This window comes from Chryseobacterium foetidum (assembly GCF_025457425.1).
Lineage (GTDB): Bacteria > Bacteroidota > Bacteroidia > Flavobacteriales > Weeksellaceae > Chryseobacterium > Chryseobacterium foetidum.
Map to the genome: position 1 here is coordinate 89102 of NZ_JAMXIA010000002.1, position 25520 is coordinate 114621.

Consider the following 25520-nt stretch of genomic DNA (forward strand, 5'->3'; position numbering starts at 1 on the left):
AAAATTAATGAGAAAGACTGCCTGTAAATTATGGTTTACCATAATTGGAGATGAATGGTAAAAAATATTTGACTTTGGATGGATGCAAAAAAAAATCAGCCCCTAACCTGAGGACTGATTTCAAATAATTTAATTGCAACCTGAGCAATACGAACGGTCTACGTATTCTTTACTGTTTCCTGAGTAATAAAAGCATCCGCCACGGGGACCTACATTAAGAGTGTATCCATTGTAGGTACATCCTTTGGAAGCTGTTTTTTTAGCAGTATTTTTACGGCTTTTAGATTTTTTTTTCTTCTGTTGAAGGTTAGTAAGTTCTGAAGTTGTCGTTTTGGATATTTCTGCTGCGTAGCTTAATACAGGTAGTAAAAGGCCTAAACTTAGCAGAGTGCTGAAAATCAATTTTTTCATATAGAATTTTTTACAGATTATTTTGTATGACAGGTTGGACAGCATGTTTTACAACCATTTGACTGCCTGTAATATTTTTTGGCTTCTCTAACTGCACTGTCACATGTGGAAAATTCTCCTAAATACTGTTGATTGCCTGGCGAAAGAAGATAAGTGCAATTTTGTTGATGAACTTCGTGATCTCCATTGCTTTGAGCATTTTTGTTTACGTAATACTTTTTCATAAAATTTTAATTTTTTAATGATTAACATTTCAAAAGTATTTAGATAATATCTGATTCAATTACGGATATCCATAAATTATAAACTATTTAATTTATTAGAAAGTTTATAGGAATTTGAAAATGTATTAATTTTTAAATGATGCCCAAATCCTTGCAGAATGCAATAAGCTGTTCATTGTTAGTAATGCCCAGCTCCTCTTTCAGCACATTTAATCTTTTTTCTATACTGCTGAGACTGTTTGGCTTTATGTTGTTATTAACCAAATATGTTGGAATGTTTTTTTGTAGAATTCCCTGAGAAAGAAGAGAGACTAACGTAACATCGAAAGACGAAAATTCGTAGCTGTTAAATTTTTTCACATCTTGCCTCGCTTCCAAAGAGAGATAATTGTTGCCTTTGAATACTTCAGAGACGGCATTCTTTAGGTCTTTGCCATCATTTCTGCCTTTTCTTACATAACCATTTATTTTGTAGTTGTTGAATAATGAATCTATAATTCCTGATTTATTTTCAGAGGAAAAAAAAATTACTTTCAAAGAGGGATGAATCTCACGTATTTCCTTAACCATCTCCCGACCATCTTTTAAGCGCTGCTCCCTGTGATCAGCATCAAAATAAAGGTCGGTTATGAGTAAATCATAAGGATTATTATCCCTGAAACTTTTTTTTATTTTTTCCACAGCATCATCGCAGTAATGTACATAATCAACTACTGATATTTTTAATTCATCCGCTGTTCTCTGCACAGATAAATTGAGAGTTTCATGATCTTCTGCGATTAAAACTTTTTTAAACATAGTATTTTAGTTTTACGAAACAGGTAAAGAGAAGTTTACTTCCAGTCCTTTTTCAGTTTGAGTTTCAAAAGTAATATACCCACCTATATTCTCAATACGGTTAACCATATTGCGAATACCATTTTTTAAAATAGTTTCATTGCTGATTCCAATTCCAGTATCAGAATAGGATACCTTGACCTTTGCGAAAGTTCTTTCGAATCTCAAGGTAACACGATCTGCTCTACTGTGTTTTTTCATATTAATCAGCAATTCACGCAGAACCTGATAGATTTCAGATTTATTAGCTTCAGAAATATCTTCCCAAACCTCTGGACCATTTCCAATTAAAATTGTATTTACCTGATCATTCTTAAAGTAGCTCAGCAGTTTACTTATCTTTTCACTGAAAATTTCAGAATGATCTTCATTTTCGGTATTGTCGTATGAAATATTTCTTGATCTATTGTACACATATTCGAGATCATCCAAGGTTTCATCTCTATTGATATCCAGATGATTCTCCAATTTTGTCATTACCTGATAGATTCCATTCGCTACAACATCATGTACCTTTTTGGAATATTTTAATTCTGTGTTTTTGACTTCTAATTCTTTTTCCTGTTTAAGTCTGTTACGCCTTTTCTGATACCAGATCAAACCTCCCATTAGTAAACTTAAAAGCGCTCCAACGACAATATTGCGGTAAAGCAATTTATTTTCATTCAGAAGATCTTTTGCCTGAAGCTCAATATTTCGTGCCTCAGTTTTTGCAATGTTGGATTTTATGAGAGCAAACTGATTTTTAGCTTTACCTCGCGAAATAATAATGCTATCATTTAAAAGTTGAAATTTTTTAAAATATTGAAGGTAATTTTTTCTGTCAAGATTTATAATTTTCTGTAATGCCTGTAACTGATCTTCAGGATTTTGAATTTTAATGGATGTCTCCAACATCTTATTTGCGTAAATTAATGCAGAATCAATCCTTGATCGAGAATAATAATCCGACAATGTCGAATAACTTGAGTTCATTTCAGTTTGATCTGACAAATTTTTTCTGATGTTTAACGCTTGCCAATATTTTGACAGAGGATTTTTTTTGTGCAATAAAAATTCAGCCGTAGCTAAGTTGTTTAACGATCTAGCAAAGCCGGTGGAATCTGTTGTTTGGTTAGAAAGATGAAGATAACGTATTGCCTGAGTATAATTTCCAACACTTGTCAAGACTTCACCCATATTATTATAATATACAAGTCTATTAGCATCATCGTCCGTAAACTTTATAGTTTTTTTGTAAAAGCTTATTGCATCTTCGTAGTTATATAGAAAGGAAGAAGCAATTGCCATGTTGTTATAATTTCTTGCGAGATTTATTCTAACAAGTTTATCATTTTGATTAATGAGAAATTTTTCAGCCTCCAATGATGTTTCTATGCCTCCATAAAAGTCTCCTGTCTTTGTCTGGATAATAGCCATGTTGATGAGTGATTGTGCTGCACCAATTGAATCACCGGTAATAATGTAATCAATCTTAGCTTTATTATAATGATAATATGCAGAATCAGGCATCGCCGATTCTCTAAATTTTCGGGCTATTGCGTATTCCTGGTTATCCTTTCCGTTTTTTGTATTACCTGGAATTTCTTTTTTACAAGAGATTAGCAGCAATCCACAGATTGTATATATTATCTTTTTCAAGTTATTTAGTTTGACTGCAAATTATAAAAAAAAGGACAGATTACATAAATCTGCCCTTCAATTATTTTAAGGTCTTGGACTCGGGGGTGGTGTTTGACCCGTGTTCCCACTTGTACTGCCACCTCCGCCAGGTCCTCCGGTTCCATCATCCCCGGTTCCCGGACTGCCGCCACCCCCTGGGTTTACGGTCTGCATACTGATATTATTTGTGCTATTATTGCTGCACGTATTTCCGTTATTGTTTCCGAATGCTAAGCCAAGTAGCATCAATAAGAGTTGTATCACTGTTTTAAAATTTAAAAATTGACATTGGTGTTCTTCCCCGCAAAACTGATTGCAGGCGGTGTTACACGTTTTTGAAAAAAGAAGCGCTTCTTAAATTTTGGGAAGTGAAACCCTTGAAAACGGAAAAGAAACCTCTGCTTCCCAACCCATAGATCAATCCTCCGTTTTCTCAGATATTCTGAAATCAGATTGTTGATGATTTTTTAGTTTCTCACTGATTTCTATGGCAAAGTAACGATGTCATCGAGGCTAAAACATTGACAGATTTTTGACAGCGTCTGACAAATCTTTGACTTTGAACATTCAGATATAAATTCAATGCAGAATTATTTTTCGATTAAACAGTCTTTTTATGGTTTACCATAATGTAATGTGGAAAATAATTGCTTGTTTTGTAATAACTTAATAATCATGTATGTCCACTAAAAAACAATTATTACAAGAGGTTTTCTGTAAAGCCCGCAGGGAGTCTGGAAAGGGCACAAAAAATGGTTTAGCTGAGTACTTAGTAGTAAAGCTTGAAGAAAATTTAGATTTTGGAATATCGGAGCGTACTCTTAATCGTTATTACAATACGTACATAGCAGAAACAGCAGGAGATAAAGAAATAGAAATTGATTCTTTCACATTGAATAAGATGAGTCAGTATATTGGTTATAAATCTTTTGAACATTTTACCAATCCTGATGAATTTATTCTGGATGAAGTTGATGCAGGATATATTCGTAGGCCACTGGGATTAAGTGGTGATTTCTCAAAAGTTGCAAAGGGCGGATTGCACATCAATATTCAGAACGTAATTAAAATCCCGGATTTTATTAAAAATAATAAAGGAATGAGTTTCGGATTTATAGGTTTACTTATTGCTAGTGGATCTTTCGCTCACTTCAACGGATATTTCAAAAAAAAGGATCATATGTACTGGAACGGGACGGAGTACAGGTTAACTTATGTGACTGATCTAAATCCTAAACATGACGTCATTGTATTAGACACGATCAAGTTTAAATATTTTAAGAAAATCACGCGTCCAGACACCTTAAGAATTGATAACGGACTTGAAAATGTCTGGTACTCAAAATTTCAGAATCATGTTGATTTCTTTACAATGGATGGTATTAATCCTGACAATGATAAAGAACTTAAGCCGGCTACAGCACATATCTTAGAAAAACATGCTGGAAAATTAACATCTAAATAAAATAATTGTATGATTTTTAATTTAAAGTTTTTAATACATTAGATACAGAAATAAAAGTTTCTTATCTTAGTAGGACTATAACCTTCAACTTACATGGAAAACACCAATACAAACGCATCTCGCGAAAGTGATTTTATCATTGATGTTTCAGATTTGCAGGAAGTACAGATTAATTATGGAAGTCAAACTTTTGTGGATAATCCTTCGAATTCGAGGTCAAGAACTGAAACTCCCATTTCAAGGAATGAATGGAGGATTGGTCAAAAGTATTGTAAAAAATTATCTCTTAGCGAAAATCAGATAAATCTTTTAGATCGCTTAGCATTTAATAATAATGTTTTTAATGAGATTGATTTCTGTCGTGTTCAGATATTGAAGCAATTTCTAAGAATGTTAGATTATTTTGATAGAGATTGTAAACCCGTTAATAGAGCTTATGCAACCGTTCTGGACGAACTAACAGAAATCATTATTGTTTTAGAATATAACTACAGGCGAGAAAGTTTGAATTATAAATATACTTTTGAATCAATTCAATCGGAAATCTTAAACCATCTTCTGAAGTTATGTGAGAATAATGTTCGTGAAGTTTATGCAATAAAACGTAAAATTAATGCTGATTTCAAATATACCAAGCCAGAGATAACAGATAAATATAACAAGAAAATAGTTTTAAAAGCAGATGTTTTTCTTGAAATAAATAAGCATCAGGTTTTAGATGCTGATCATCGGACAAATATAATTTTGAATGAGACCACTACCAATCGATGGAAAGATAAATACGAATATATTGTATCTGATTACAGTAGCTCAGTGTCATTTGAGAGAGAAATTGAAAGATTAGCAGAGGTAAATAGAAAAAATCCTTCATTGGATACAATTTATTACGAAGCTTCAAAATTTATCAGTACATATGATAAAAATGCCTCTCTAAGATTGTATTTCCATTATCTGGAAATAGATTTAAACAGCAGTAAGTTTGACAGAAAACAGCTTACAAAAAGCATTCAGAAAAATCTCTTTTCTACGTCAGAACAATTTGAAGATTTTGAAAATATTGTGAATGAGTTTATTCTTAATAAAAATCTGAAAATTGCTTTTGAGAGTCTTAATAAAATCTATCTGCCAAAGCGAAAAAAGCTTGTTATTGATCGATCGGAGATCGATCGTGTCCAAAAATTAGATTTGGAAACTTCCCAAAAATTGGGCGATTTGCTTGCAGATGAAAATGAAGTTCCAGATGTACAAGTATCAGACTTAATTCCACAGGATGATGACAATATACAATTTAATGTGACAAAACCAATCGAAGCTGGAGTTTCGTCTAAATATTTGCATTGTCTTAACTTAAACGATACGCAACAGGAAGTTTTAGATTATTTTGAAAAGAACGGAATGAATATTTTACAGTCCGATTTTGAAGATTTTATGAGAACCAAACAACTATTTGTGAGTGCTACATTAGAATCTATTAACGATACATTATATGATGTGCTAGACGATGTTTTAATTGAGGAAGATGAAGATTATTTTATTATAAATAACGAATATTTTAAAAAACTACTTAACAATGATTAGTAATATTAAACCAAAAGAAGCTACATCGATTATCAATTCTCTGACAGGTGGAGTTGTTCCAAAAATAGGAGTGCAACATATTGCTGTTGGCAGGTCTGAAGAAGTCAATGCGGCAATCACCTCACTTGAAGAAGTCAAGAACGGTCATAGTATTGTCAAATTTTGGATTGGAGATTTTGGAAGTGGAAAGTCATTTATGCTCCATCTTCTAAATACGGTTGCAATGAAACAGAAATTTGTTGTCGCAAACGCAGATTTCACCCCTGATAACAGATTATATTCCAATGATGGTAAGAGCGTTATTTTATATTCAGCTATTATGGATAATATAGCCATTCAGACTAAACCCGAAGGAGGAGCATTACCAATACTTCTTGAAAAATGGATTGAGCAGGTGATTAGCAGGACAGCAGAAGAAAACAAAATTTTATTGACAGACATCCGAAGTGAGCAGTATAGAGATTTAATCAGAAACTCAATCATGAGAACGGTCAATGAGATTACTGAAGTAGGTGGTTTTGATTTCGGTTCTGTTATTGTCAAATACTATGATGGATATATCAATAATGACGAACTTTTAAGAAGAAATGCACTCAAATGGCTTAAAGGTGAATATGCTACTAAGACTGAAGCACGTCAGGATTTAGGTATTAGAGAAATAATTAACGACAGCAATTACTATGATATGCTGAAGAATTTCTGTAAATTGTTTGTCAACATGGGATACAGTGGTTTTATGATAAATCTGGATGAAGCAATTAATCTTTATAAGATTTCAACTTCCGCTGTTCGTGAGAAAAATTTTGAAAAAATACTCAGCATTTATAATGACTGTTTTCAAGGAAAAGTTTCTAATCTTTTCATCAATTTTGCGGGAACAAAAGATTTTCTTGAAAATGAAAGGAGAGGTTTATTTAGTTATAAGGCATTAAAGTCCAGATTGGAAAGCAATAAATTTGAGAGTCTTGAAATCAGAGATTATGCTCAACCTGTAATAAAATTACAACCTCTTGACCACAACGAAATATTCGTATTACTTAAAAAGTTGAAGTTCATCTTTAATTTTAATTATAAAACAGAACTAAACGTTTCAGACGATGACATTTCAGTATTTATGGAAGAAATGTTCAACAAACCTGGTGCTTCAGAATTTTTAACTCCAAGAGAAGTTATCAGGGATTTTCTGAATATTTTAAATATCATCAGACAAAATCCGGATGTAGATAAAAAACGTCTGTTCGGTGAGATTGAAATCTCTGACGAAAGGCCCAATGATCTGGCCATTTTAGATAGTATTGAAGAGCTATGACAGCCTTTGATTTGCTATCGGAACCAATCCGAAAATATATTAGAGATCAGCGCTGGGAAAGTCTTCGAAAAATTCAAGAGGCAACGATTCCAAGAATTCTAGAGACAGAAAATAATTATGTTATTATATCAAGGACAGCTTCAGGTAAAACAGAAGCTGCTTTCCTTCCTATTCTTTCAAAAGTGAACTTTAAAGAAAAGGGAGTTAAAGTATTATATATTTCTCCACTGATAGCCTTAATTAATGACCAATTTGTAAGGGTTGAAGAGCTTTGCGATTACTTAGACGTAAAAGTTACGAAATGGCACGGAGAGGCTTCAAAGGCTCAAAAAGATCATCTGATAAAAAATCCTGAAGGAATTGTTTTAATTACTCCTGAGTCTTTGGAAGCGATGTTTGTGAATAGACCTCAAAATATTCAACATCTCTTTTCCTCGCTAGATTACATCGTCATTGATGAAATTCATTCCTTTCTGGGTTCTGAAAGAGGGTTACACTTAAAGTCGCTTTTAAGCAGGCTTCAACAAGTCAATTGCAGTCGTTTTAGTGTTGTTGGGTTATCAGCTACGGTAAGCGATGTAAATCAATATGCGGAACTTAAAGATTACTTAGCGAACTCTGAGAACACAACAATTCTTCGTGATACTACAGCAAAACCGATTAATGCTCTCTTTAAATATTTTCCAGGAAGTGTTGAAGAATTACCTCTTGATCTTTTGAAAGATTTATACGTCCGGACTCGGGATTCTAAAATATTGGTATTTCCCAATGCTAGAGGACGGGTGGAGGAAGTTGCAGTTAAACTGAAAAAGATTTCGGAAAGAGTTGGTGGACATCAGAATTATTTTTCACATCATTCATCGGTTGATAAAGAAGTACGAGAGTATGTAGAGTTTTTTGCAAAGAGCGCAAAAATGGAAAATTTCTGCATTTCATGTACATCAACTTTAGAACTGGGAATTGATATTGGAAATGTTGATGAAATGGTGCAGATTGATGCGACGCACAGTATTGCTTCGCTAATACAGCGTGTTGGAAGAAGTGGAAGAAGGGAAGGCAAATCCAGTAATCTTTATTTATATTCTACTGACAAATGGAGCCTTTTGCAGTCTCTTGCCTGCTGGTTATTGTATTCAGAACAATATATTGAGCCAATTCAGATTATTGAGAAACCTTACGATGTTTTAGTACATCAGATTTTGTCCATTGTAAAAGGAAGTTCCGGTTTGTATCTGAAAGAACTTCTAGCTAAAATAGCTGCAAATTCTACATTTAGCAATATTACTGAAGATGAGGTCAAAGAAATTATAGATCATCTTCAAGAAATTGACTTTTTAGAGAAGTTAGGGCATGAATATATCGTTGGTGTAGAGGGAGAAAAAGTTGTCAATCACAAGGACTTTTACAGTATGTTTCATACACCAACATTCTTTAAGGTTTCAAGTCAGGGTGTTAAAATAGGAGATCTTCCTTTAAGTCCTCAGATAAAAGAAGATGAAAACATCTTTTTGTCTGCGAAAATATGGAAGATTAAATATGTCGATTATGAGATGAATAAGATTGAAGTTATTCGTACCAACGATGGTAAGAAACCGATATTTTTTGGTGGAGGTGCGGATACTGCTCACAGAATACGGGAGAAAATGCTGGAAGTGCTATTTTCAATTGTACAGTATGAATTCTTAGATAAAGTTGGACAGTTAGTTCTTGATGATATGCGATCTGAATTTTCCGTATTTTCAGTGAATAATTATGAGTTTCAAAGGCCGTTGTTGAATAGCAATAATAATTTAGAAATGTTTTCTTTTGCGGGTTCTAAAATAAATAAATCGATCGGTTTTATATATGATTATTTAGGAATAGAATACGAGTATTTTGATCACCAATCTACCTTTACTTTTAAACAAAATACAGAGGCTGACTCCGTTAATAAAATTATATCATTCAGTCTGAGTGATATCGAAATTAATGATATTATCAGAAAGCATTTGGAGCTAAATCCTAAATTAATTAATGTTTCTAAATGGGGAGCACACCTGCCTATAAAGTTTCAGATTGAAATCCTTAAAAACAAAGAATATGATTTTGAAGGATGTTTTAAATTTTTGAGGAACCTTAATTTTATTGAAAACAATTAAAGGAAGCAGCTGTGTCAGCTGCTTCTTAGTTTTATCCAATTTTAGTCACCCTTCTCATGTTCATGAGGTTTTAATTTTGGATGTTTTGGCTGGTTAGGAGGATTTACCCTTCTCCTTTTGTCAGGCTCACCATTTGGTTTGGTAGGTTTTGGTCCTGGCTTGATTGCTTGAATTGTGCTCATTGCAATTGATTTAGTTCAACAAAATTTTTAATCTTAAAACGGATTAAGATTATTTCAAAAGTAAAACAATACTTGTTTTCTACATTATGGAATACCATAATCAGAATAAATATGATACTCGTAATTTCTCAATAGGCAGAATTACCTATATTCTTTATTGCTATTATCAACAAGGGTTTCCCATAATTTATTATGTTTTCTTTAACCTACATTTGCCAAAATATTTTAAACCATGAAAAAACTAATACTTATTTTCGCGATTTTTTTTGCGCTTATTGTTAATGCTCAGGAGACTCCTAAGTATGTATATTCAGAGATTGTAGGAACTTCAAAATTTTTAAGTACAAAAGTGCTTATCCAGATTGACTATGGTCAGGCGACATCAATCTGGGAAAGTAACCGTGTTAAAAATACTGATGGATCAAACAGAGATTTTAATTCGATGGTTGATGCCATGAATTATATGGGTGCTTTAGGATGGGAGTTCCAGCAGGCATATGTCGTTACTATTGGACAACAAAATGTGTATCATTGGCTTATGAGAAAAGAATTCAATGATTTGGATGCTAATATTCAAGATGAGTTGAAGAAGAATTTTCCTACAAAACGGGATTTGAAAAAATAATTTTTTTTGCGATTTGTTTTTCCATCTTTTTTTGAATAATTTTTTTGAGTAAAAGGTAATATTTGTAAATTGTTTAAGAAAAGACACAATATTTGTTATAGATCAAGATGGGATTGAATAATGTTATGAAGTACAATTTGAAGATTTTTTTTTAAAAAAGCTCCAATTACGGATAACCATAAAATTAATAGTTGTTTGAGACCTAAATTAGCTGTAGTTAAATTAAAAAAATCAACAACATGACAATTTACAGAATTTCAGGAGTATGGAAGAACTCATTAGGTGTAATAACGCATTACGCGTTTCATACGGTCACAACTACTGGTACTACAAGGGCTGTCAAAAAATCTAAAACTGAAGCAGTCAAACTTTTGGAAACTTCAGGTAACAGTGCCACTACATGGATTTGGAATTATATAACCTGTGGGTGGAGTAATGGAGAAAACGTCTCAGTAATTGCTGGTTCAAATGGTAAATATCTGCGGTCGAACGCAGATAAGAAAGAAACAAATAATTTAGAGCATTTAATTAATTTTGATTGGATAGCTTCTTAGTAATTTATAAGTACCGAACATCTCATGTTCGGTACTTTTTCTTTCTGTTCAAGCTTTATAAAGTAGTATGGAAGAAAAAGATTAATTCTTTATACCAGTTAGCTTTCTAATAAGCTTCTCCTTTTCTCCACTTCCTGTCGTCGAAAACCTCAATAAAGAAATTCCATATTTTTCTAAGATCCTATTCTTTATATCATCTCTTTCAGCCTGCCTGCTTTCTTTCTGATGATATTCATAACCATCAACCTCAATCGCTAAAACAGGATTTTTGCCGAGTTTGTTATAAATCAGGAAATCAAGGTGAGTAGCATAATGTTTTGCATATTTTTCTTCTTCGGCAGAAAGTTTATCGAAATTTGAAATGAGATTTCTTAGTGGGAAATGTAGGATAACGTCATATTTAGAAAATGCTTCTGTTTCTAAAACGTCCGTAATCAAATAATACATTAGGTTTTCGCTGTCAAAGACTGATTTTTTCTTTTGATTTGCCAATAAAATTTTCAGTTTTGCTTCGTAGCCTTTGTACAGATAGTCGAAGATAGAATGAATTTCACTGTTAACCACCGTGAAATTATTATATTCAATGTAACTGATTAGGTCAGAAATATTATCGTCCTTTTTAATTTCATTTCCATTTACGACTAATATGAGTTGATCCTTTGCTCTGGAAACAGCAACATTCAGACGGTTAGAATCACTCGTAAAATTTGATATTTCGTTGTCAACTGTCGAAAGAATAATTACATCATTTTCTCTGCCTTGAAATTTATCTACGGTATCTGCGATTATCTTTGTATTCTCAACTGCATTTTGTAATGCAGTCGTCTGATTTCTGTAAGGTGTTACGATTCCAAGATTGGTGTTTTGAAGTTTATTTTGTGGAATAATCTCCTGCATTATTGAATCAATCTGACGATAGTTTGTTTTATCCCGGGCATGATTTCCGGCTACAGTTCTATAGACCAGAATAGGCTCCTTTTCATCTTGTCCCTCTGAAAGAATAATCAGTTCATTGTTGTAAAATTTCCTGTTACAGAAATCAATGATTTTTGGATGGCATCTGTAGTGTTCCCTTAGCAATGTTCTTGGAATATTTGGAAACAGTTCGATAACTGATGATAGTAAACTGTGTTGGGAGTAACGGTAAGGCTCCGGAATTTGATATGATTGAAAAATAAAATCTGTACTCTGAATTTTTTCAGATTCCACTACATGAGAGAGCTGTTTTAAGTCACCTACAATTACAGCCTGTTTTGCGCATGATAATGCTAATGCACCTGTAGCTAAATTCACCTGTGAAGATTCATCGACTATAACGAAATCGTACATTATATTTTCAGATAAACATTTTTTAATAGAGTAGGTGGTACTCATAATGACAGGGTAGTCCTTTAAAAAATCATCTGAATTAAATCTTAGATCATAGTAGCTGTATTTTGGTCGCTTCGTTTTTTGGTATTTTTTAAATAATTCATTCTTAAACAATCGCATCGATACTTCTGTGTAATTTTTCATTTTATCATTAAATGAAAAATCCTGAAGGGAATTTTCTAAAGTCTGTTTGTGATGCTCAAGTTCTGAAATTTTGACGTTGTAGTATTTGGATTGTACTGCAGAGATCATTTCCTGATATGTAAGGTTGTAAAACTCTTTATCCCTGAGTCCATAGAAAAAAGGAAAAGTGACTTTGTTCCACCATTTCAATTTCTTTCCTGATTGTTCATATTTGCCAAGCGTGATCCACAGTGACAGAAGTTGTTCAGAATTAATGTTCTTTTTGAAGATAATTGTTCTTGGAAAATGAATATTCTTTGTAAAATGATTATACTCAGTTTTAATTTTATCTATCTCAAGTTTCAATGCAGCAAGCTCATTCTTTTGTTCTAACTTTTCCGAAAGTTCCGTAAAAAGCACAGAATTTGATTGTCGCTTAAACTGTTCATCTTCATCAGTCAGCATAAATTCTGAAAGGTTTGGGATTTCAGATTGTACATCAAGAAACTCCTGTCTATTTTGACTGTTTCCTAAAACTGCAGCAATGAAAGATAAACCATTGGCTTCAAGCTTTTCAAATACATTTTTGGTTGCTGAATTATTGTTCGAAACGACTACTACAGTCTGATTGTTAAGTACCGCATTAGCAATGATATTTAAGATTGTTTGTGTTTTTCCAGTTCCTGGCGGACCTTCGATGACCGTTAATGGATTGATAAATGCTTCATTAGCTGCTTTTTTCTGGCTAAGATTAAAACCAAACGGGAAAAGGTCAATAGGTGTGGAGTTGGATTTTGATTTTGGCTCTTTTCCGTTTAAGTAATTAGAGAGGATGGAGGCTTCAGGAATAAATGTTATTTTGTTATAACAGTCGAATAATGTATTTAAACCCTCCTGCGTTTTTACTCCGGTATTCTCTGCGATCTCTTTTAAATAACAGAAAATATTTTTGGCTCTTTCGTTTACAAATGCAGATTTGATGATTTTAATCTTACTTTGGTGATAAGAATACGATCTGCCATTATTTTTAAAGGTGACAACACATTTAGCTCCTTCCAAAGAATAGGATTCTACTTCATCGGTTCTATTTTTACCGTCGATATAGATGGCTTGTTTATCAAGTTTTTGTGAAGTAGATTTTTGCATGCTATTGTTGTTGCTACAAATATAAGGACATGATGTGAGAATACCAGCAGCAAAATCAATCATACAAATACGTTATAATTAAACCTCATCATCAGCCTTTATTAAAGGATCATCCATCTTTTTTTTATGTAAAAAAAAGATTTCAGCTATTGTCTAATTAGATTTAATATTGGATTGTAACATGAAAATAATCACTTTGTTAATTTTTTTTAAAACCACATCTGACTTATATAAAAGAAGCAAAGTAATTAAACTTTGCTTCTAATTTCAGTGCTGACCAGGCCTCGACCTGCAATGTTGGATTACATTTTCTAAACGGCCTAGGCGCATTCTTTTATAGGCTCTCACAAACACTGGTTTACCACCAGCACATCGTAAACATTGTTCCATAGCTTTAAAAATTTAATTATAAATAAGTATTATATTAAATCACTATAGTGTGCTTACTTTTACAAATGTATTTTAATTTTTCAGAAAATCAAAGCGAATTCAAATTATTCTATTTTAATTGTGATGTTTCTTTGTACAGTGTAATTAAATGATAAACAGACATATCAACTAATGGTTCATACATGAAAGCATTGATATGTATATTTTCTGGAGTCATTAGGTTAACTTTATCGATTGTAATTAGATTTGGACAGCTATTGAAGTTATGCTTATATTTTTTTGATAATTCTCTAGTCTGATTATTACCAAGTTTTGCTCTATTTAAATTGGGTATTTTTGATATCATATATTGCTCAGCTTTTAACCTGCATGCAATTGCTAGTGTAATTTTATTTTCTAGTAAGATTTCATTAATATCTTTTTCTTCAATTATCGAATCGGCAGTAGAGAAGATAAAATCTTGTATCTTAATGGTTTTGTCAAAACCAATCTCTTTGTCATTAAGTTTGGTAATTCTATTTTTATAAATACTAAAAACGTCGTCAATAGTAATATCAGTGGAATCTGATTTTTCATGAAGACAACTGGTCAGTTTTTTGTAGCCATCTGTATCGGAAGAGTCCGAGTAATCTATTATATTACGGACAAACGAAATTAGACTAATAAATGTTTTTGCATCATTATAATTATTTAAAAATTCTTTAAATAAGTCCTGCTTATAAAGTCCCTCAACAATTTGGATCTTTCTATTTTCATCTTTAGAAGTCATATAAGTTTGTTTACCCATGTTCAATCTTGATGCGATTGTTCTGTAAAAATCAAAATTATGTGTCAGGATAAGTGATTTGAATTTGTCTGTTTGATGAAGATCTATAATATATTCGATGATCGCATATTTATTTTTATAATCAAAGGAATCTGCTATGTCATCAAAGATTAACAATGTTTTCTGCTCGTTATTTTTTCTAGATTCAATTTCAAATAAAAACTGTAAAATGAAATATGCGCGTTGTTCACCTTTACTGAGTATCTTTAACAAATTTTCTTTTGTTTGAGATTTTGGCTCTTCATTTTTATCTGTAAAAATAAATTCTAAATTAGCTGTTTCCTGCTTTAGGATAACATCATGGAGATTTCCCATTTTAACTTCAAATGGTACATAGAATCTATTATTAAAAGTTGAAATGATATTTTTCCATAGGTCTACCTCTTTTTTTGCTTCTGAGATAATAATTTCTAACTCCTTTTTGTTCTCCGCATACCTTTTTGATAATACTTCAGCATCATCCTTCACTTCAGAAACTATGCTAGTCCAAACTTTCTTTTTGAAACCGTCATAATCTTTTAGACTTATAAGTAATGAGTTATCTTGTTCAATTACTCTTTTAAATAATCTAAGGTCTACGTTAGCTCCGATAGCTTTATCAACTTTGTCAAATGATTCTTTCAGCTTTTCGTCTGCAATGATACGCTCAAGTTCCGCTTTATAAATTTCTATCAGTTGAGATGAATTTGTTATTTCTGTTCCATCCTCCAAAACAAATTTATGGCCGGCATCAAAGTAAGAATTATCCTCTATAGATTTTATTATTTCATTTGCTTGATAGGTCCCGAAAGTATTTTCACCGGATAATTTAAATAACTTAGAATTTGATAGGATTTGATTATAGTTTTCTACATAATCGTCTAACAAATCCTCATTTTTATCTAAGAATTTTTTCACACTTCCTTTTGTGTCAAAAACATGATTGTACTTAAAATTAATTTTATCAGGATCATCTTTTAGTTCTTTTACATGTGAAGATAAAATATCATAAAAGTTTTTTTCAGAACCATCGTCATAGGTTCGTAGATATTCAACTTCACAATCGGAACTGTTCGAAATAGCTTTCAGCTTCTTTAACAGCTCACTTTTAGCTTTATTTAGTTCAATGTAAATCGTATCATATCTTTCTTTTAGTTCCTTGCGGGCAATAAATGATGTGATTTTATTTGTTGCATCATAAGAATTGTCTTCTGCATTAATAACCAAAATTGAATCTGGATTTATTGCGTTGTCATCAGATAATACGTCAAATTTTGACTTCTTATTATAAATTAAATCTTTAGGAACATCTTTTTTATCATTCTTAGAAATCAAATCAAATGTTTTTGCAAATGAGGTTTTCATTGTCCCGTTTGGTGCATACATAAGGTATGAATTGACCTTACTGAAATCAAATTCATGTTTTAATTGCCCTATGCCGAAGCAGTTTTCAAAATCAAGTTTTAGGAGTTTCATAGTTTTTATTTTTTAATTAAGTCCAATATTATGATTTATTTGATTACAAAATATGATGGATGCCGTAAAACTAAAAAATTTTAGAAAAATTGTAAATATTTTATCTACGCAAATACATTGCGTATTTATATCATAGCTTTGTATTGTGTTAAAGAAATTTAGAAGCATAATACTAGGAGTCTAGCATTTGGATCAGATTAAATAATTCGGATTTACCGAAATTGCTTTATTAAATAACTTCACAATAGCCTTTAAATCAATGCTAAGAAATGCGGTTTCATTTTTTACTTCATTATGATTTCGGATGGTTCAGTCGTCAAGGATAGTCCAAAGAACAAATAATCAACTCCGGTAAAAATACTAACATTACCGGCCTGGATGAAAGAGGCCAGCAGAAATATTTTTTTTTATGAGTAATTTTTACATTACAGCAATTAGAACTAAAAGCGGTAATCCATCGTTTATCACTGATGTTTTAGTTCATTCACCGGTATCGGCTGGCCGATTAAGTAACGGAAGAGTTTTTACTAAAGATGAAGTAATATCATCATTATCTTTAGGACATACTTTTAAAACAGCTACATATAATTACACAACTGGTTCGTGGTCTAACGGCGCAAATGTAGGTACGGTAAGAATCGGATACGTAACTTATTTACGCACTGATAGAGATTCTACTGCGAGAGATAACCTTGGGAATTTGTTGTTGATTGATGAGATAAGGTAAACTAAAAAAAAGAATCCGTCTCACAACTGAGGCGGTTTTTTTTGGTAATTATTGCAGGATTTCGTATATTTATATCTGATAATCAGACAGTTGTTTATGAATTTTAAGCATTATAATCAAAATCAGTTAGTGCTGTTTCCTTATAGTTTTGAGGATTTGATTCCCGAAAATCATCCTGTTCGGATCGTTAATGATATTTTGGAGAAGGTAAACATTGACCCGCTCCTGAAAGCTTACAGTAAAGAAGGAAATCCCAGTTATCACCCTGTGATGATGCTCAAGGTGATGGTTTTTGCGTATATGAACAATATTTATTCATCGCGGAAAATCGAAAAAGCGCTTCGTGAAAACATCAACTTCATGTGGCTCTCCAACATGAGTATTGTAGATCACAATACCGTGAACCGTTTTCGTGCCCATAAACTTGAAGCCGCCTTCAAAAATATTTTCTCCCAGGTGGTTTTGCTTTTGGCAGAAGAAGGTTTGGTGAGCCTGAAACAGGTGTTTGTAGACGGAACCAAAATTGAAGCACAGGCGGGTCGCTACACTTTTGTCTGGGCAAATTCCATCAAAACCAACAAAGAAAAAATGCTTCGTCAACTGGAAGAGCTCTGGAAATACGCTCAAAGTGTGGCAAAGGAAGAAGATAAAGACCCTGAACCGCCGGAGTTCAAAGAGATCAGCAAAGAAAAAATCCGGCAAACGGCAGAAAATATCAATGCCAAATTAAAAGGCAGCGGGGGTAAAACCGATTCCGACAAAAAAGCCAAAGCCAAACTGAATTACATTAAAAACAATTTTGAGAAAAACCTCGATAAATACGAAGCTCAGGAAGCTATTTTAGCAGAGCGGAATTCCTACAGCAAGACCGATGAAGATGCTACTTTCATGAGAATGAAGGACGATCACATGATGAATGGACAGCTCAAACCGGCTTATAATGCACAGATTTCCACAGAGAATCAAATCATCGTCAATTATACCATCCATCAGCAAACCAATGATATCAATACTTTGGAGCGTCATTTGGAAAATTTTGAGAAATTGTTTGGTAAAAAAAGAATGGAAGAGTTGGAAGAACTCACTGCCGATGCGGGGTACGGAAGCGAGCAGAACTACGAATTATTGGAACAGAACAATATTACACCATTTGTAAAATACAATACTTTCGACAAAGAGCAGAATGCCCATTATCAGGCGAAACACAAGACTTTCAGCAAAGAAAATCTGCATTACAACGGGGAAGGCGATTTTTATATCTGTCCGATGGGACAAAAGATGGAAAAAACGCACGAAAGCACGCGCAAAACCAAGACCGGTTATCCTCAAAAGCTCTCCCATTATCAGGCTAAAAACTGCTATGGATGCCCAATTAGAGGCGTTTGCCACAGTTCCAAAGAAAACCGAAGCATCGAACGGAACCATCATTTGGAAGATTACAAAGAGAAAATACGAAAGCTTTTAAACAGTGAAAAAGGCATTAAAAAAAGAAAACAACGCTCGGTTGAAGTAGAACCTGTGTTTGCACATCTCAAACATTGCAATAATTTTAAGCGGTTTACCCTCAAAGGTCTGAAAAAAGTAGAATTGGAGTTCGGTTTACACGCTTTAGCACACAATCTAAGAAAGAAAGTTGCCTAAAGAGGACAACTTTTTCTATTTTCCAAAATAATATACATTTTTACTGAAATAAAAAATCCGCCTCAAATTTTGTTGTGAGACGGATTCTTTTTAATTTTAAAAACTATCAAGATTGATTTAAATTATTTACTTTTTGTCAAACGCCTCTCTTAATCGTGCCGACAATAGCGTTTCATTACTTTGATTTTTCTTGTAATCTATAATTTCACTAGAATCATCGAAATCATTTGTGATTGATTCTATTTTATTAACCTTAAATACAAATGGTTTATGATAATCGGTCGGAAGTTCACTGATTATTTTGTCACAAACCTCACGCCCCTTTTCGTGTTTGTTAAGTCTTATACAAATCTCTACATAATGAGTTAAGCCATCTAAAACTAAGTTTCTACATTTTGGTTTTAACTCCATTAGATCTTTATCCCTAATTAAATCGTATAATCTACTTCCAGGATAATTATATAATTTATTAAATCTATTTCTTTGTTCGGAATAAGAAAAATCATACTGACGTTCGGAGATTTCTTTAAATCGTCGTTTATCTTTAAGCTCATTTCTTTCAGAAACAAGCATTATTGAAGAATATGTCATCTGGGTTCCTAAAATTTCAAAATAGGTTTCTTCTGATATGCGTGGTTTAGTAGTTAAATAGTTTTCAAGAATATCAATTGCCTTGTATCTAAATACTGATGATCCTTCTGCCCAGTGAAACTTGCTATTATTTATATTGAATTCTGCATCTGATTTAAACCAATGCCAATAATCTGAAAATAATTTTATTGCTTTACTAGCCTGTCCTTTTTGAGAAAATAAATAGCTAGCATAGTTGAAGAGAGCTTTTAACCTAACCTCATATTTTGCACTTTCACGTTTGATTATTCTTCTATACTGATTTTCAACCTCAGTATCATTTGCCTCCAACCTTTTGGAGTCGGCTATTTTCAAAAGTGCATAATCTGTTTCCAGCTTTTCCCCACTCTTGATAAGGTTATATCGATTTGTAACATCACCATCATATTCTTTCCCCTTTTTCTCATAATACACTCTCATCAGCTTTAGAATCTCTGGAGAATAAACCTTAAAAAAGTCGTGATCTAATCTTTCAATTATTCTTAGCTTAATCAACTCATTTAGGGAGTTGTCAAAACTGGTGCTATCATCTTCTTTATTTAAAATAAACTTTAAATTAACAATTAGACCTGTAAGGTCAGCATCATCAGCAGAAACCAACAGATTTATACCTAAAAACATATTTTTAGCTTCGGGTGACAAATAATCGTAGATTCTATCATACAGAAAACTACGAGCTTGTTCTAATGACTTTATATCAACTAGCAAAGTTTCTGTGATGGATCCATTCTGCATATATAGTATCAAGAACTGTAAAATAAATAGAGGTCTACCTGATGTAATTTCGAATATCTGTTTCGAATATTTTTTAAATAACCTATAATCTTTATCAAAGTTAACTTCTGGAAATTCATTCTTTGCTGCGGAAATTAAAAAATCTATAGTTTTATTTTCACTTAACTCATTTGACTCTATTTCAACTCCAGTAATTAAAGTTGCTGATCTCGTGGTAAGAATAACTTTGTGATAGTTAATATTTAGCTTTTGGATAAAGTTTGTAATTTTTGTTTTATCATCTTTCCTAAATGTTTCAAAATCATCAATTATCAGAAGAACTTTTCCATCATATTGGAGTATATTTTCTTCAGTTGTATCACCAACCCGATCAAATAAAATTCTATTTATAAATTCAATAATTTCGTTATAACTACTAAAATTTCCTTGCAACTCCTCAATTACACCTTTATAATAATTATAATATCTATCCTTTGCTGACAGAAAAATGATATAATCAAACTTTTTATACTCCCTTTGTGAAAGTTCTTCGCAAACATTTTGTATTGCTGATGTTTTTCCTATACCACCATGTCCCCATAAAGTTGCGAATACTGATGATTGATTTTTTGTAAGAAAATTTGTAATTTGATTACTGATTCCAACATCAATGTATTTTTTCCAATCTTTTGAAAATTTATTTATTATTGTTCCATTAGAAGTTTTGATTTTGTATCGATCTTCGGATACATTTATTGTAGTCAATTCCGGCAAATCTTGAATTAACTTACTTGTTTTCAATAGTTGATTGAATTTTGTTCGGCCAGTGAGTTTTTCTTCGATTGATGAGAAGGTGTAGAATTCAGAATCATCGCTGATTATTATGAAAGGAGATAATCTAAAATACGTGTTATTATTGTATTTAATATACAAAGAATTTACCTCAAATGATTGAACCTGTATAGGACATGTCCATAATGTATAGTCAGAGCCATTTGCTTTATAATTAATTCCCTTGTAAAATCCATCATCTAAGCTGCTTACAAAAATCAAATCGTGATCTTCAAAGATTGGAGAATTCGTATCTTGAAACAGCTCAAGGATATCCATAAAAGAGATTATTATACTATCAATTTCATCTTCAAAGGTATAGCCGTGCCCAATCTGTTCATTTCTTAAATTTGGATATTTATCAATTGACTCTCTTAACTTATTTAGTTTTTTGTTGCCGAAAATTTCGGCATCTATATCTAATGTACGAGAAAGAGAAATTATACTTCCAATTGAAGGTTTTAAGATGATGTTTAAAACCTCCTCTTTTTTTTCATCAGAAATATTCTTAAGATTTTTATTCCAAAGGTATCCCAAAATGAATATTAAATAGAACTCCAATTTTGATTGGAGATGAGTTTTAAGTTCCTGTTTTTTACCTAAAGAATTCAATAAATTAATTCTCTGGTCAATTTTTGATAAAATATAATTCATTCGATTGTAAAAAAATAATTCTCAAATATACATTAATAAATCATCAAATAATGATAAGAGGTCACTAACCGAACCATAAATATTGGTAATTTTCTGGAACATCACAACATCGATAATCTGAAGTAAATATTTTTCATTTATGATAGTCTTGATTATATATCATCTATTCTATAGCTAGCCAAATCAAATTCAAAATCAAAGAGTTCTTTGATTGATAAATCAAGACCAGTTGCTAGTTGTAACATGGTAGTTAACTGTATGTCTTTTTTTCCTTTTTCTATCTTACTTATATCACTATAATCAATATCGCAATTTTGCGCAAATTTCCTATAGCTAAGGTTTTTAATTGTTCGTAGTTCTTTAATTCTCTCACCAAAAAGAGTTAAGAAGTCTTTTTTTATTTTATCTGTCATCATAACATTATGTACGTGAAAGACAATTTCTTTAAATTTGCAAAAAATAACGTGGGATAATTACACCACATCATTAAATTTTATTATATTTGTAAAACAAGTTACAGAAATGTAACTTTGCGATACTTCAAAAAATATAGAAGCTATTGCTTAGAATCTCGCCCTAAAAACTGGTAATTTTTGCATACGAGAGGATAAGTATTGAAGCTCACGACCTAGGCGTGGGCTCTCTTATCTGTATGCACGGTATACCAGTACCTAAGGGCAGATATTGTTGAGTCCATGCTGTTTTCTTTTAATGCTGTCCGTTTTTTCCACTTAATTAATCTAAGCCTGCTTCACCACATAGAGTATCTTGACATGATACAGTAGGGTGTACAACCTATTGCGGCTTACTGATTAGGCTTTCTTGGGATAAATTTCATTCATATTAATTATTTAATTAATGCTTTCCGGTGCCCGGACGTAGTCATCTTTGATTTTTTTTTTTTAATTCAGGCCGATGGGCATTTGGGAAGCCTTGTTCTTGTGTAGGTTGGGATTGGGATGTAGGGGTAAGTATGTGAAGAACAGGAATAAAACTGATGGTAGCGAATTAATATGACTAACTTAAAATTAATGAAATAGATCTATAAAAAACAGATTGGAAAAAACAGGTGCTCCGTTCCGTAGAGCTGACTAAAACTGTGGAAATGGAGCAACCTTGTTTTAAGTTAATTTAAAACATTACAAAACTATGAAAAAATCCTATTATAACATAGGAAGTATGGGCTGTGTCTTTATGCTGGCTGTGATATGCAGTTCGGTGAAGGCTCAGAACAAAATTAATCAAGAGAAAGGGATAGGGAAAGAGAAAAGTGCTGTGGACTCAACACGCACAGCTGTCAAAGGCGATTCTATTCGTCCCGGTGATGTGAAGGGGATTGATGAGGTGGTGCTCAATGCAGGATACTATAAAGTTCGTGACAGGGAAAGAACGGGCAGTATTTCGAAGGTTGCTTCGGCAGATATTGAGAACCAACCTGTCACCAATGTACTTGCAGCAGCGCAGGGTAGGATGGCAGGGGTCTCGATTACCCAGAGTTCCGGTGTAGCAGGTGCTGGATTTGACATTCAGATCAGGGGAAGGAATTCCCTCCGTAACCGCGGGAATTCTGAAGTTGACGGGAATGTTCCACTGTATATTATTGACGGGGTTCCTGTAGGTGGAAGCACGATCTCAAGATATGCGGGTGGGGTATTGCCTAATGCAGATATCAATCCGTTAAATGCGATCAATCCAAATGATATAGAAAGTTTTGAGATTCTGAAGGATGCTGATGCTACAGCAATTTATGGTTCGAGAGGTGCGAATGGGGTGATATTGGTGACGACTAAAAAAGGGAAGAAGGGTAATGTTCGGGTGACTTTAAATTCTTCCTATGGTCTGAGCCATGCTGTTTCAAATCTGAAGATGATGAATACTGAGCAGTATATCAGCATGAGGAAACAAGCGTATGTAAATGCTAATATTTCAGTATATCCTGCAACGGCGTATGATGTGAATGGCAAATGGGATATAAACCGTTTTACGGACTGGCGGAAGGAACTGATCGGAGATCAGGCTACATTCTCTGCCAATCAGCTTTCGTTGAGCGGGGGAAGTGAAACAACCGCATTCTTGCTGAGCCTTGGACACAATGAACAGGCGACTGTCTTCGGGCAGGATTTCAAATACAGGACCAACACGGTTTCCGGAAATATCAATCACCGTTCCCTGGACAGGAGGTTCACTTTCAATATGTCCAACCAGTTTTCTGCGATGGACAACAATCTGATCAGTTCCGACATTACACGATCTGCTCATCTTCTTTCTCCCAATGCCCCGTCACTGTATTCTCCTGACGGGAGCCTGAACTGGGAAAGCGGAACGTTTACCAATCCGGTAGCTGCCTATGAAAATTCCTATTCCAATGATCAGCTTCAGTTTCTGACGAATATGAGCACGGAATATGAAGCGTTCAGGAATTTCAAGATTAAGCTGAACGGCGGGATTACGTATCAGACACTGGAGGAATGGTCACTCCGTCCCAATACGGCATTCAATCCTGCATCAGGAACAACCCCTGCCAATTCACAGGCTTCCAAAAGTAACAACAACAGGTTTTCAATGATCGTCGAACCTCAGCTCAGCTATCTGTGGAAAAAAGATAAGCATCAGGTTGATATTCTTGCCGGAGCCACTTATCAGAGGGATAAGGCAGGGCAGGGAGCGATACAGGGGATAGGATTTGAAAGCAATTCCTTTATTTACAACATCGGTGCTGCACAGAGCAAGGTGATACTGGACCATATCAATACGGAATACCGCTATGCTGCATTTTTTGGGAGAGTGAACTATCAGTTTGATAAAAAGTATATCCTGAATATTACGGGAAGAAGGGACGGCAGCAGCAGATTCGGACCCAACAACAAATATGCAAACTTTGGAGCGGTAGGTGCTGCATGGCTTTTTTCCGAAGAGCAGTGGTTAAAGGACAGTTCCTGGCTGAGTTTTGGAAAACTGAGAGGAAGCTACGGTACATCAGGAAGTGACAATATAGGCGATTTCCAGTATCTGGACACGTTCACAACTTCAACACTGATCTATAACGGGGTCACGGGTCTGATTCCTTCGAAGCTCTATAATCCTGATTTCAGTTGGGAAAGGACTGTGAAGATGGAAGCAGCCTTAGAACTGGGACTATTTAAGAACAGGCTGAATTTGAGCGGTGCCTATTACAGAAACCGTTCAGGCAATCAGCTGGTAGGATATCAGCTTCCTGCGGTAACGGGATTTACGTCGGTGCTTTCCAACCTGGATGCCGTGATTCAGAATACAGGACTTGAAATAGAGGTCAGCGGGAAAATTATACAGTCAAAAGACTTCACATGGAATTCCTCATTTAACATAAGTTTCCCACGGAATAAGCTGATCTCTTTTCCGGGGATCGAAGGTTCCACTTATGCCAATACGTATGTTGTAGGCCAGCCGGTGAGCATTATCAAAGTCTATCAGCTGAACGGAATCAATCCGGCAACAGGTGTTTATCAGTTCACGGATTTTAACGGTGACGGCACGATTTCAGCTGCCGGTGACCGCCAGCTGGTCAGAAATATCGGACAGAAGTTTTTTGGGGGACTCAGCAGCAATATGGCATATAAAAATCTGAACCTGTCATTTCTGATACAGTTTGTAAAGCAACAAAGCAGGAATTACAATGCGGCTATAGCCTCACCCGGAAATATGAACAATCTTCCTGTGGAAGCACTGAATGTCTGGTCTGCGGAAAATCCAACCGGATTGTACATGCCTTACCGGCCGACTCCGCATCCTTCGCATACCTTGTTCCAGACCAGTGATGCCAGTGTTTCCGATGCATCATTTATAAGGCTTAAAAATGTTCAGCTAAATTATTCCATACCCCTGAAGCAGACGGTTTTCAGGGAAGTGAAAATCTTTCTTCAGGGACAGAACCTTGTAACGCTGACTAAATTTTTCGGCATTGACCCTGAACTCGGATCTGCGACATTTTTACCACCCCTCAGAACGGTTTCTTTCGGACTGCAGCTGAGCCTGTAATGGCAGAACAATG

The 25520-nt window shown here is 33.8% G+C and carries 19 protein-coding genes; 9 read left to right on the forward strand and 10 right to left on the reverse strand.

What is annotated here, in order from left to right; genetic code table 11:
- Positions 1 to 129: 129 nt before the first annotated feature.
- The 5 genes from NG809_RS17755 to NG809_RS17775 form a co-directional block, all read right to left on the reverse strand.
- Positions 130 to 411, reverse strand: coding sequence for a hypothetical protein (locus NG809_RS17755; protein ID WP_262152671.1), 282 nt, complete (start codon positions 409 to 411; stop codon positions 130 to 132).
- Positions 412 to 428: 17 nt separating this feature from the next.
- On the reverse strand, positions 429 to 635 hold the full coding sequence (locus NG809_RS17760) for a hypothetical protein (protein WP_262152672.1): 207 nt from the start codon (positions 633 to 635) through the stop codon (positions 429 to 431).
- Positions 636 to 767: 132 nt separating this feature from the next.
- Positions 768 to 1433 (reverse strand): response regulator, encoded by a 666-nt coding sequence (locus tag NG809_RS17765; RefSeq protein ID WP_262152673.1) that lies wholly within the window; start codon positions 1431 to 1433, stop codon positions 768 to 770.
- Positions 1434 to 1445: 12 nt separating this feature from the next.
- A complete protein-coding gene (locus NG809_RS17770; RefSeq protein ID WP_262152674.1) occupies positions 1446 to 3113 on the reverse strand; it encodes a tetratricopeptide repeat-containing sensor histidine kinase in 1668 nt (555 codons plus the stop codon).
- Between the two features lie 66 nt (positions 3114 to 3179).
- Entirely contained in the window at positions 3180 to 3380 is a 201-nt protein-coding gene (locus NG809_RS17775; protein WP_262152675.1) for a hypothetical protein, read from the reverse strand.
- Positions 3381 to 3813: 433 nt separating this feature from the next.
- On the opposite strand from NG809_RS17775, the gene NG809_RS17780 reads away from it, so the two are divergent.
- From NG809_RS17780 to NG809_RS17795, 4 genes are all read left to right on the forward strand, one after another.
- Positions 3814 to 4599: a hypothetical protein gene (locus tag NG809_RS17780; RefSeq protein ID WP_262152676.1), complete on the forward strand. Its 786-nt coding sequence runs from the start codon at positions 3814 to 3816 to the stop codon at positions 4597 to 4599.
- A gap of 93 nt (positions 4600 to 4692) precedes the next feature.
- Positions 4693 to 6177 (forward strand): tellurite resistance TerB C-terminal domain-containing protein, encoded by a 1485-nt coding sequence (locus NG809_RS17785; RefSeq protein WP_262152677.1) that lies wholly within the window; start codon positions 4693 to 4695, stop codon positions 6175 to 6177.
- Complete coding sequence (locus NG809_RS17790; protein ID WP_262152678.1) at positions 6170 to 7486, forward strand: ATP-binding protein; 1317 nt, start codon at positions 6170 to 6172, stop codon at positions 7484 to 7486. Before NG809_RS17785 ends, NG809_RS17790 begins: the two co-directional genes overlap by 8 nt.
- Entirely contained in the window at positions 7483 to 9624 is a 2142-nt protein-coding gene (locus NG809_RS17795) for a DEAD/DEAH box helicase (protein WP_262152679.1), read from the forward strand. Before NG809_RS17790 ends, NG809_RS17795 begins: the two co-directional genes overlap by 4 nt.
- A 41-nt stretch (positions 9625 to 9665) precedes the next feature.
- Here the strand turns inward: NG809_RS17795 and NG809_RS17800 are convergent, their stop codons facing one another.
- Positions 9666 to 9806, reverse strand: a complete 141-nt coding sequence (locus tag NG809_RS17800) for a hypothetical protein (RefSeq protein ID WP_262152680.1) — start codon at positions 9804 to 9806, stop codon at positions 9666 to 9668.
- Between the two features lie 232 nt (positions 9807 to 10038).
- Between NG809_RS17800 and NG809_RS17805 the strand changes: the two genes are divergently transcribed.
- Both NG809_RS17805 and NG809_RS17810 read left to right on the forward strand, forming a co-directional pair.
- Entirely contained in the window at positions 10039 to 10431 is a 393-nt protein-coding gene (locus tag NG809_RS17805; RefSeq protein WP_262152681.1) for a hypothetical protein, read from the forward strand.
- 239 nt (positions 10432 to 10670) lie between these two features.
- Positions 10671 to 10985 (forward strand): DUF3892 domain-containing protein, encoded by a 315-nt coding sequence (locus tag NG809_RS17810; protein WP_262152682.1) that lies wholly within the window; start codon positions 10671 to 10673, stop codon positions 10983 to 10985.
- Positions 10986 to 11066: 81 nt separating this feature from the next.
- On the opposite strand, the gene NG809_RS17815 is transcribed toward NG809_RS17810, so the two are convergent.
- Positions 11067 to 13625, reverse strand: coding sequence for an AAA domain-containing protein (locus tag NG809_RS17815; RefSeq protein ID WP_262152683.1), 2559 nt, complete (start codon positions 13623 to 13625; stop codon positions 11067 to 11069).
- A 499-nt stretch (positions 13626 to 14124) separates the two neighbouring features.
- Entirely contained in the window at positions 14125 to 16296 is a 2172-nt protein-coding gene (locus NG809_RS17820; RefSeq protein ID WP_262152684.1) for an ATP-binding protein, read from the reverse strand.
- 409 nt (positions 16297 to 16705) lie between these two features.
- Between NG809_RS17820 and NG809_RS17825 the strand changes: the two genes are divergently transcribed.
- Positions 16706 to 17023, forward strand: coding sequence for a DUF3892 domain-containing protein (locus tag NG809_RS17825; protein WP_262152685.1), 318 nt, complete (start codon positions 16706 to 16708; stop codon positions 17021 to 17023).
- A gap of 96 nt (positions 17024 to 17119) precedes the next feature.
- Entirely contained in the window at positions 17120 to 18664 is a 1545-nt protein-coding gene (locus NG809_RS17830) for an IS1182 family transposase (protein ID WP_262147575.1), read from the forward strand.
- A 126-nt stretch (positions 18665 to 18790) separates the two neighbouring features.
- On the opposite strand, the gene NG809_RS17835 is transcribed toward NG809_RS17830, so the two are convergent.
- Together NG809_RS17835 and NG809_RS17840 are read right to left on the reverse strand one after the other, a co-directional pair.
- Positions 18791 to 21493 (reverse strand): NB-ARC domain-containing protein, encoded by a 2703-nt coding sequence (locus NG809_RS17835; RefSeq protein ID WP_262152686.1) that lies wholly within the window; start codon positions 21491 to 21493, stop codon positions 18791 to 18793.
- A 152-nt stretch (positions 21494 to 21645) separates the two neighbouring features.
- A complete protein-coding gene (locus NG809_RS17840; protein WP_262152687.1) occupies positions 21646 to 21909 on the reverse strand; it encodes a helix-turn-helix domain-containing protein in 264 nt (87 codons plus the stop codon).
- Positions 21910 to 22642: 733 nt separating this feature from the next.
- Here NG809_RS17840 and NG809_RS17845 point away from each other — a divergent pair.
- A complete protein-coding gene (locus NG809_RS17845; RefSeq protein ID WP_262152688.1) occupies positions 22643 to 25507 on the forward strand; it encodes a SusC/RagA family TonB-linked outer membrane protein in 2865 nt (954 codons plus the stop codon).
- Positions 25508 to 25520 lie beyond the last annotated feature (13 nt).

What these genes read in the sequence shown, in the direction of transcription:
- NG809_RS17755 (WP_262152671.1), bottom strand. Translation starts at nt 411, where the DNA reads ATGAAAAAATTGATTTTCAGCACTCTGCTAAGTTTAGGCCTTTTACTA.
- NG809_RS17760 (WP_262152672.1), bottom strand. Translation starts at nt 635, where the DNA reads ATGAAAAAGTATTACGTAAACAAAAATGCTCAAAGCAATGGAGATCAC.
- NG809_RS17765 (WP_262152673.1), bottom strand. Translation starts at nt 1,433, where the DNA reads ATGTTTAAAAAAGTTTTAATCGCAGAAGATCATGAAACTCTCAATTTA.
- NG809_RS17775 (WP_262152675.1), bottom strand. Translation starts at nt 3,380, where the DNA reads ATGCTACTTGGCTTAGCATTCGGAAACAATAACGGAAATACGTGCAGC.
- NG809_RS17780 (WP_262152676.1), top strand. Translation starts at nt 3,814, where the DNA reads ATGTCCACTAAAAAACAATTATTACAAGAGGTTTTCTGTAAAGCCCGC.
- NG809_RS17785 (WP_262152677.1), top strand. Translation starts at nt 4,693, where the DNA reads ATGGAAAACACCAATACAAACGCATCTCGCGAAAGTGATTTTATCATT.
- NG809_RS17790 (WP_262152678.1), top strand. Translation starts at nt 6,170, where the DNA reads ATGATTAGTAATATTAAACCAAAAGAAGCTACATCGATTATCAATTCT.
- NG809_RS17795 (WP_262152679.1), top strand. Translation starts at nt 7,483, where the DNA reads ATGACAGCCTTTGATTTGCTATCGGAACCAATCCGAAAATATATTAGA.
- NG809_RS17800 (WP_262152680.1), bottom strand. Translation starts at nt 9,806, where the DNA reads ATGAGCACAATTCAAGCAATCAAGCCAGGACCAAAACCTACCAAACCA.
- NG809_RS17805 (WP_262152681.1), top strand. Translation starts at nt 10,039, where the DNA reads ATGAAAAAACTAATACTTATTTTCGCGATTTTTTTTGCGCTTATTGTT.
- NG809_RS17810 (WP_262152682.1), top strand. Translation starts at nt 10,671, where the DNA reads ATGACAATTTACAGAATTTCAGGAGTATGGAAGAACTCATTAGGTGTA.
- NG809_RS17815 (WP_262152683.1), bottom strand. Translation starts at nt 13,625, where the DNA reads ATGCAAAAATCTACTTCACAAAAACTTGATAAACAAGCCATCTATATC.
- NG809_RS17820 (WP_262152684.1), bottom strand. Translation starts at nt 16,296, where the DNA reads ATGAAACTCCTAAAACTTGATTTTGAAAACTGCTTCGGCATAGGGCAA.
- NG809_RS17825 (WP_262152685.1), top strand. Translation starts at nt 16,706, where the DNA reads ATGAGTAATTTTTACATTACAGCAATTAGAACTAAAAGCGGTAATCCA.
- NG809_RS17830 (WP_262147575.1), top strand. Translation starts at nt 17,120, where the DNA reads ATGAATTTTAAGCATTATAATCAAAATCAGTTAGTGCTGTTTCCTTAT.
- NG809_RS17835 (WP_262152686.1), bottom strand. Translation starts at nt 21,493, where the DNA reads ATGAATTATATTTTATCAAAAATTGACCAGAGAATTAATTTATTGAAT.
- NG809_RS17840 (WP_262152687.1), bottom strand. Translation starts at nt 21,909, where the DNA reads ATGATGACAGATAAAATAAAAAAAGACTTCTTAACTCTTTTTGGTGAG.
- NG809_RS17845 (WP_262152688.1), top strand. Translation starts at nt 22,643, where the DNA reads ATGAAAAAATCCTATTATAACATAGGAAGTATGGGCTGTGTCTTTATG.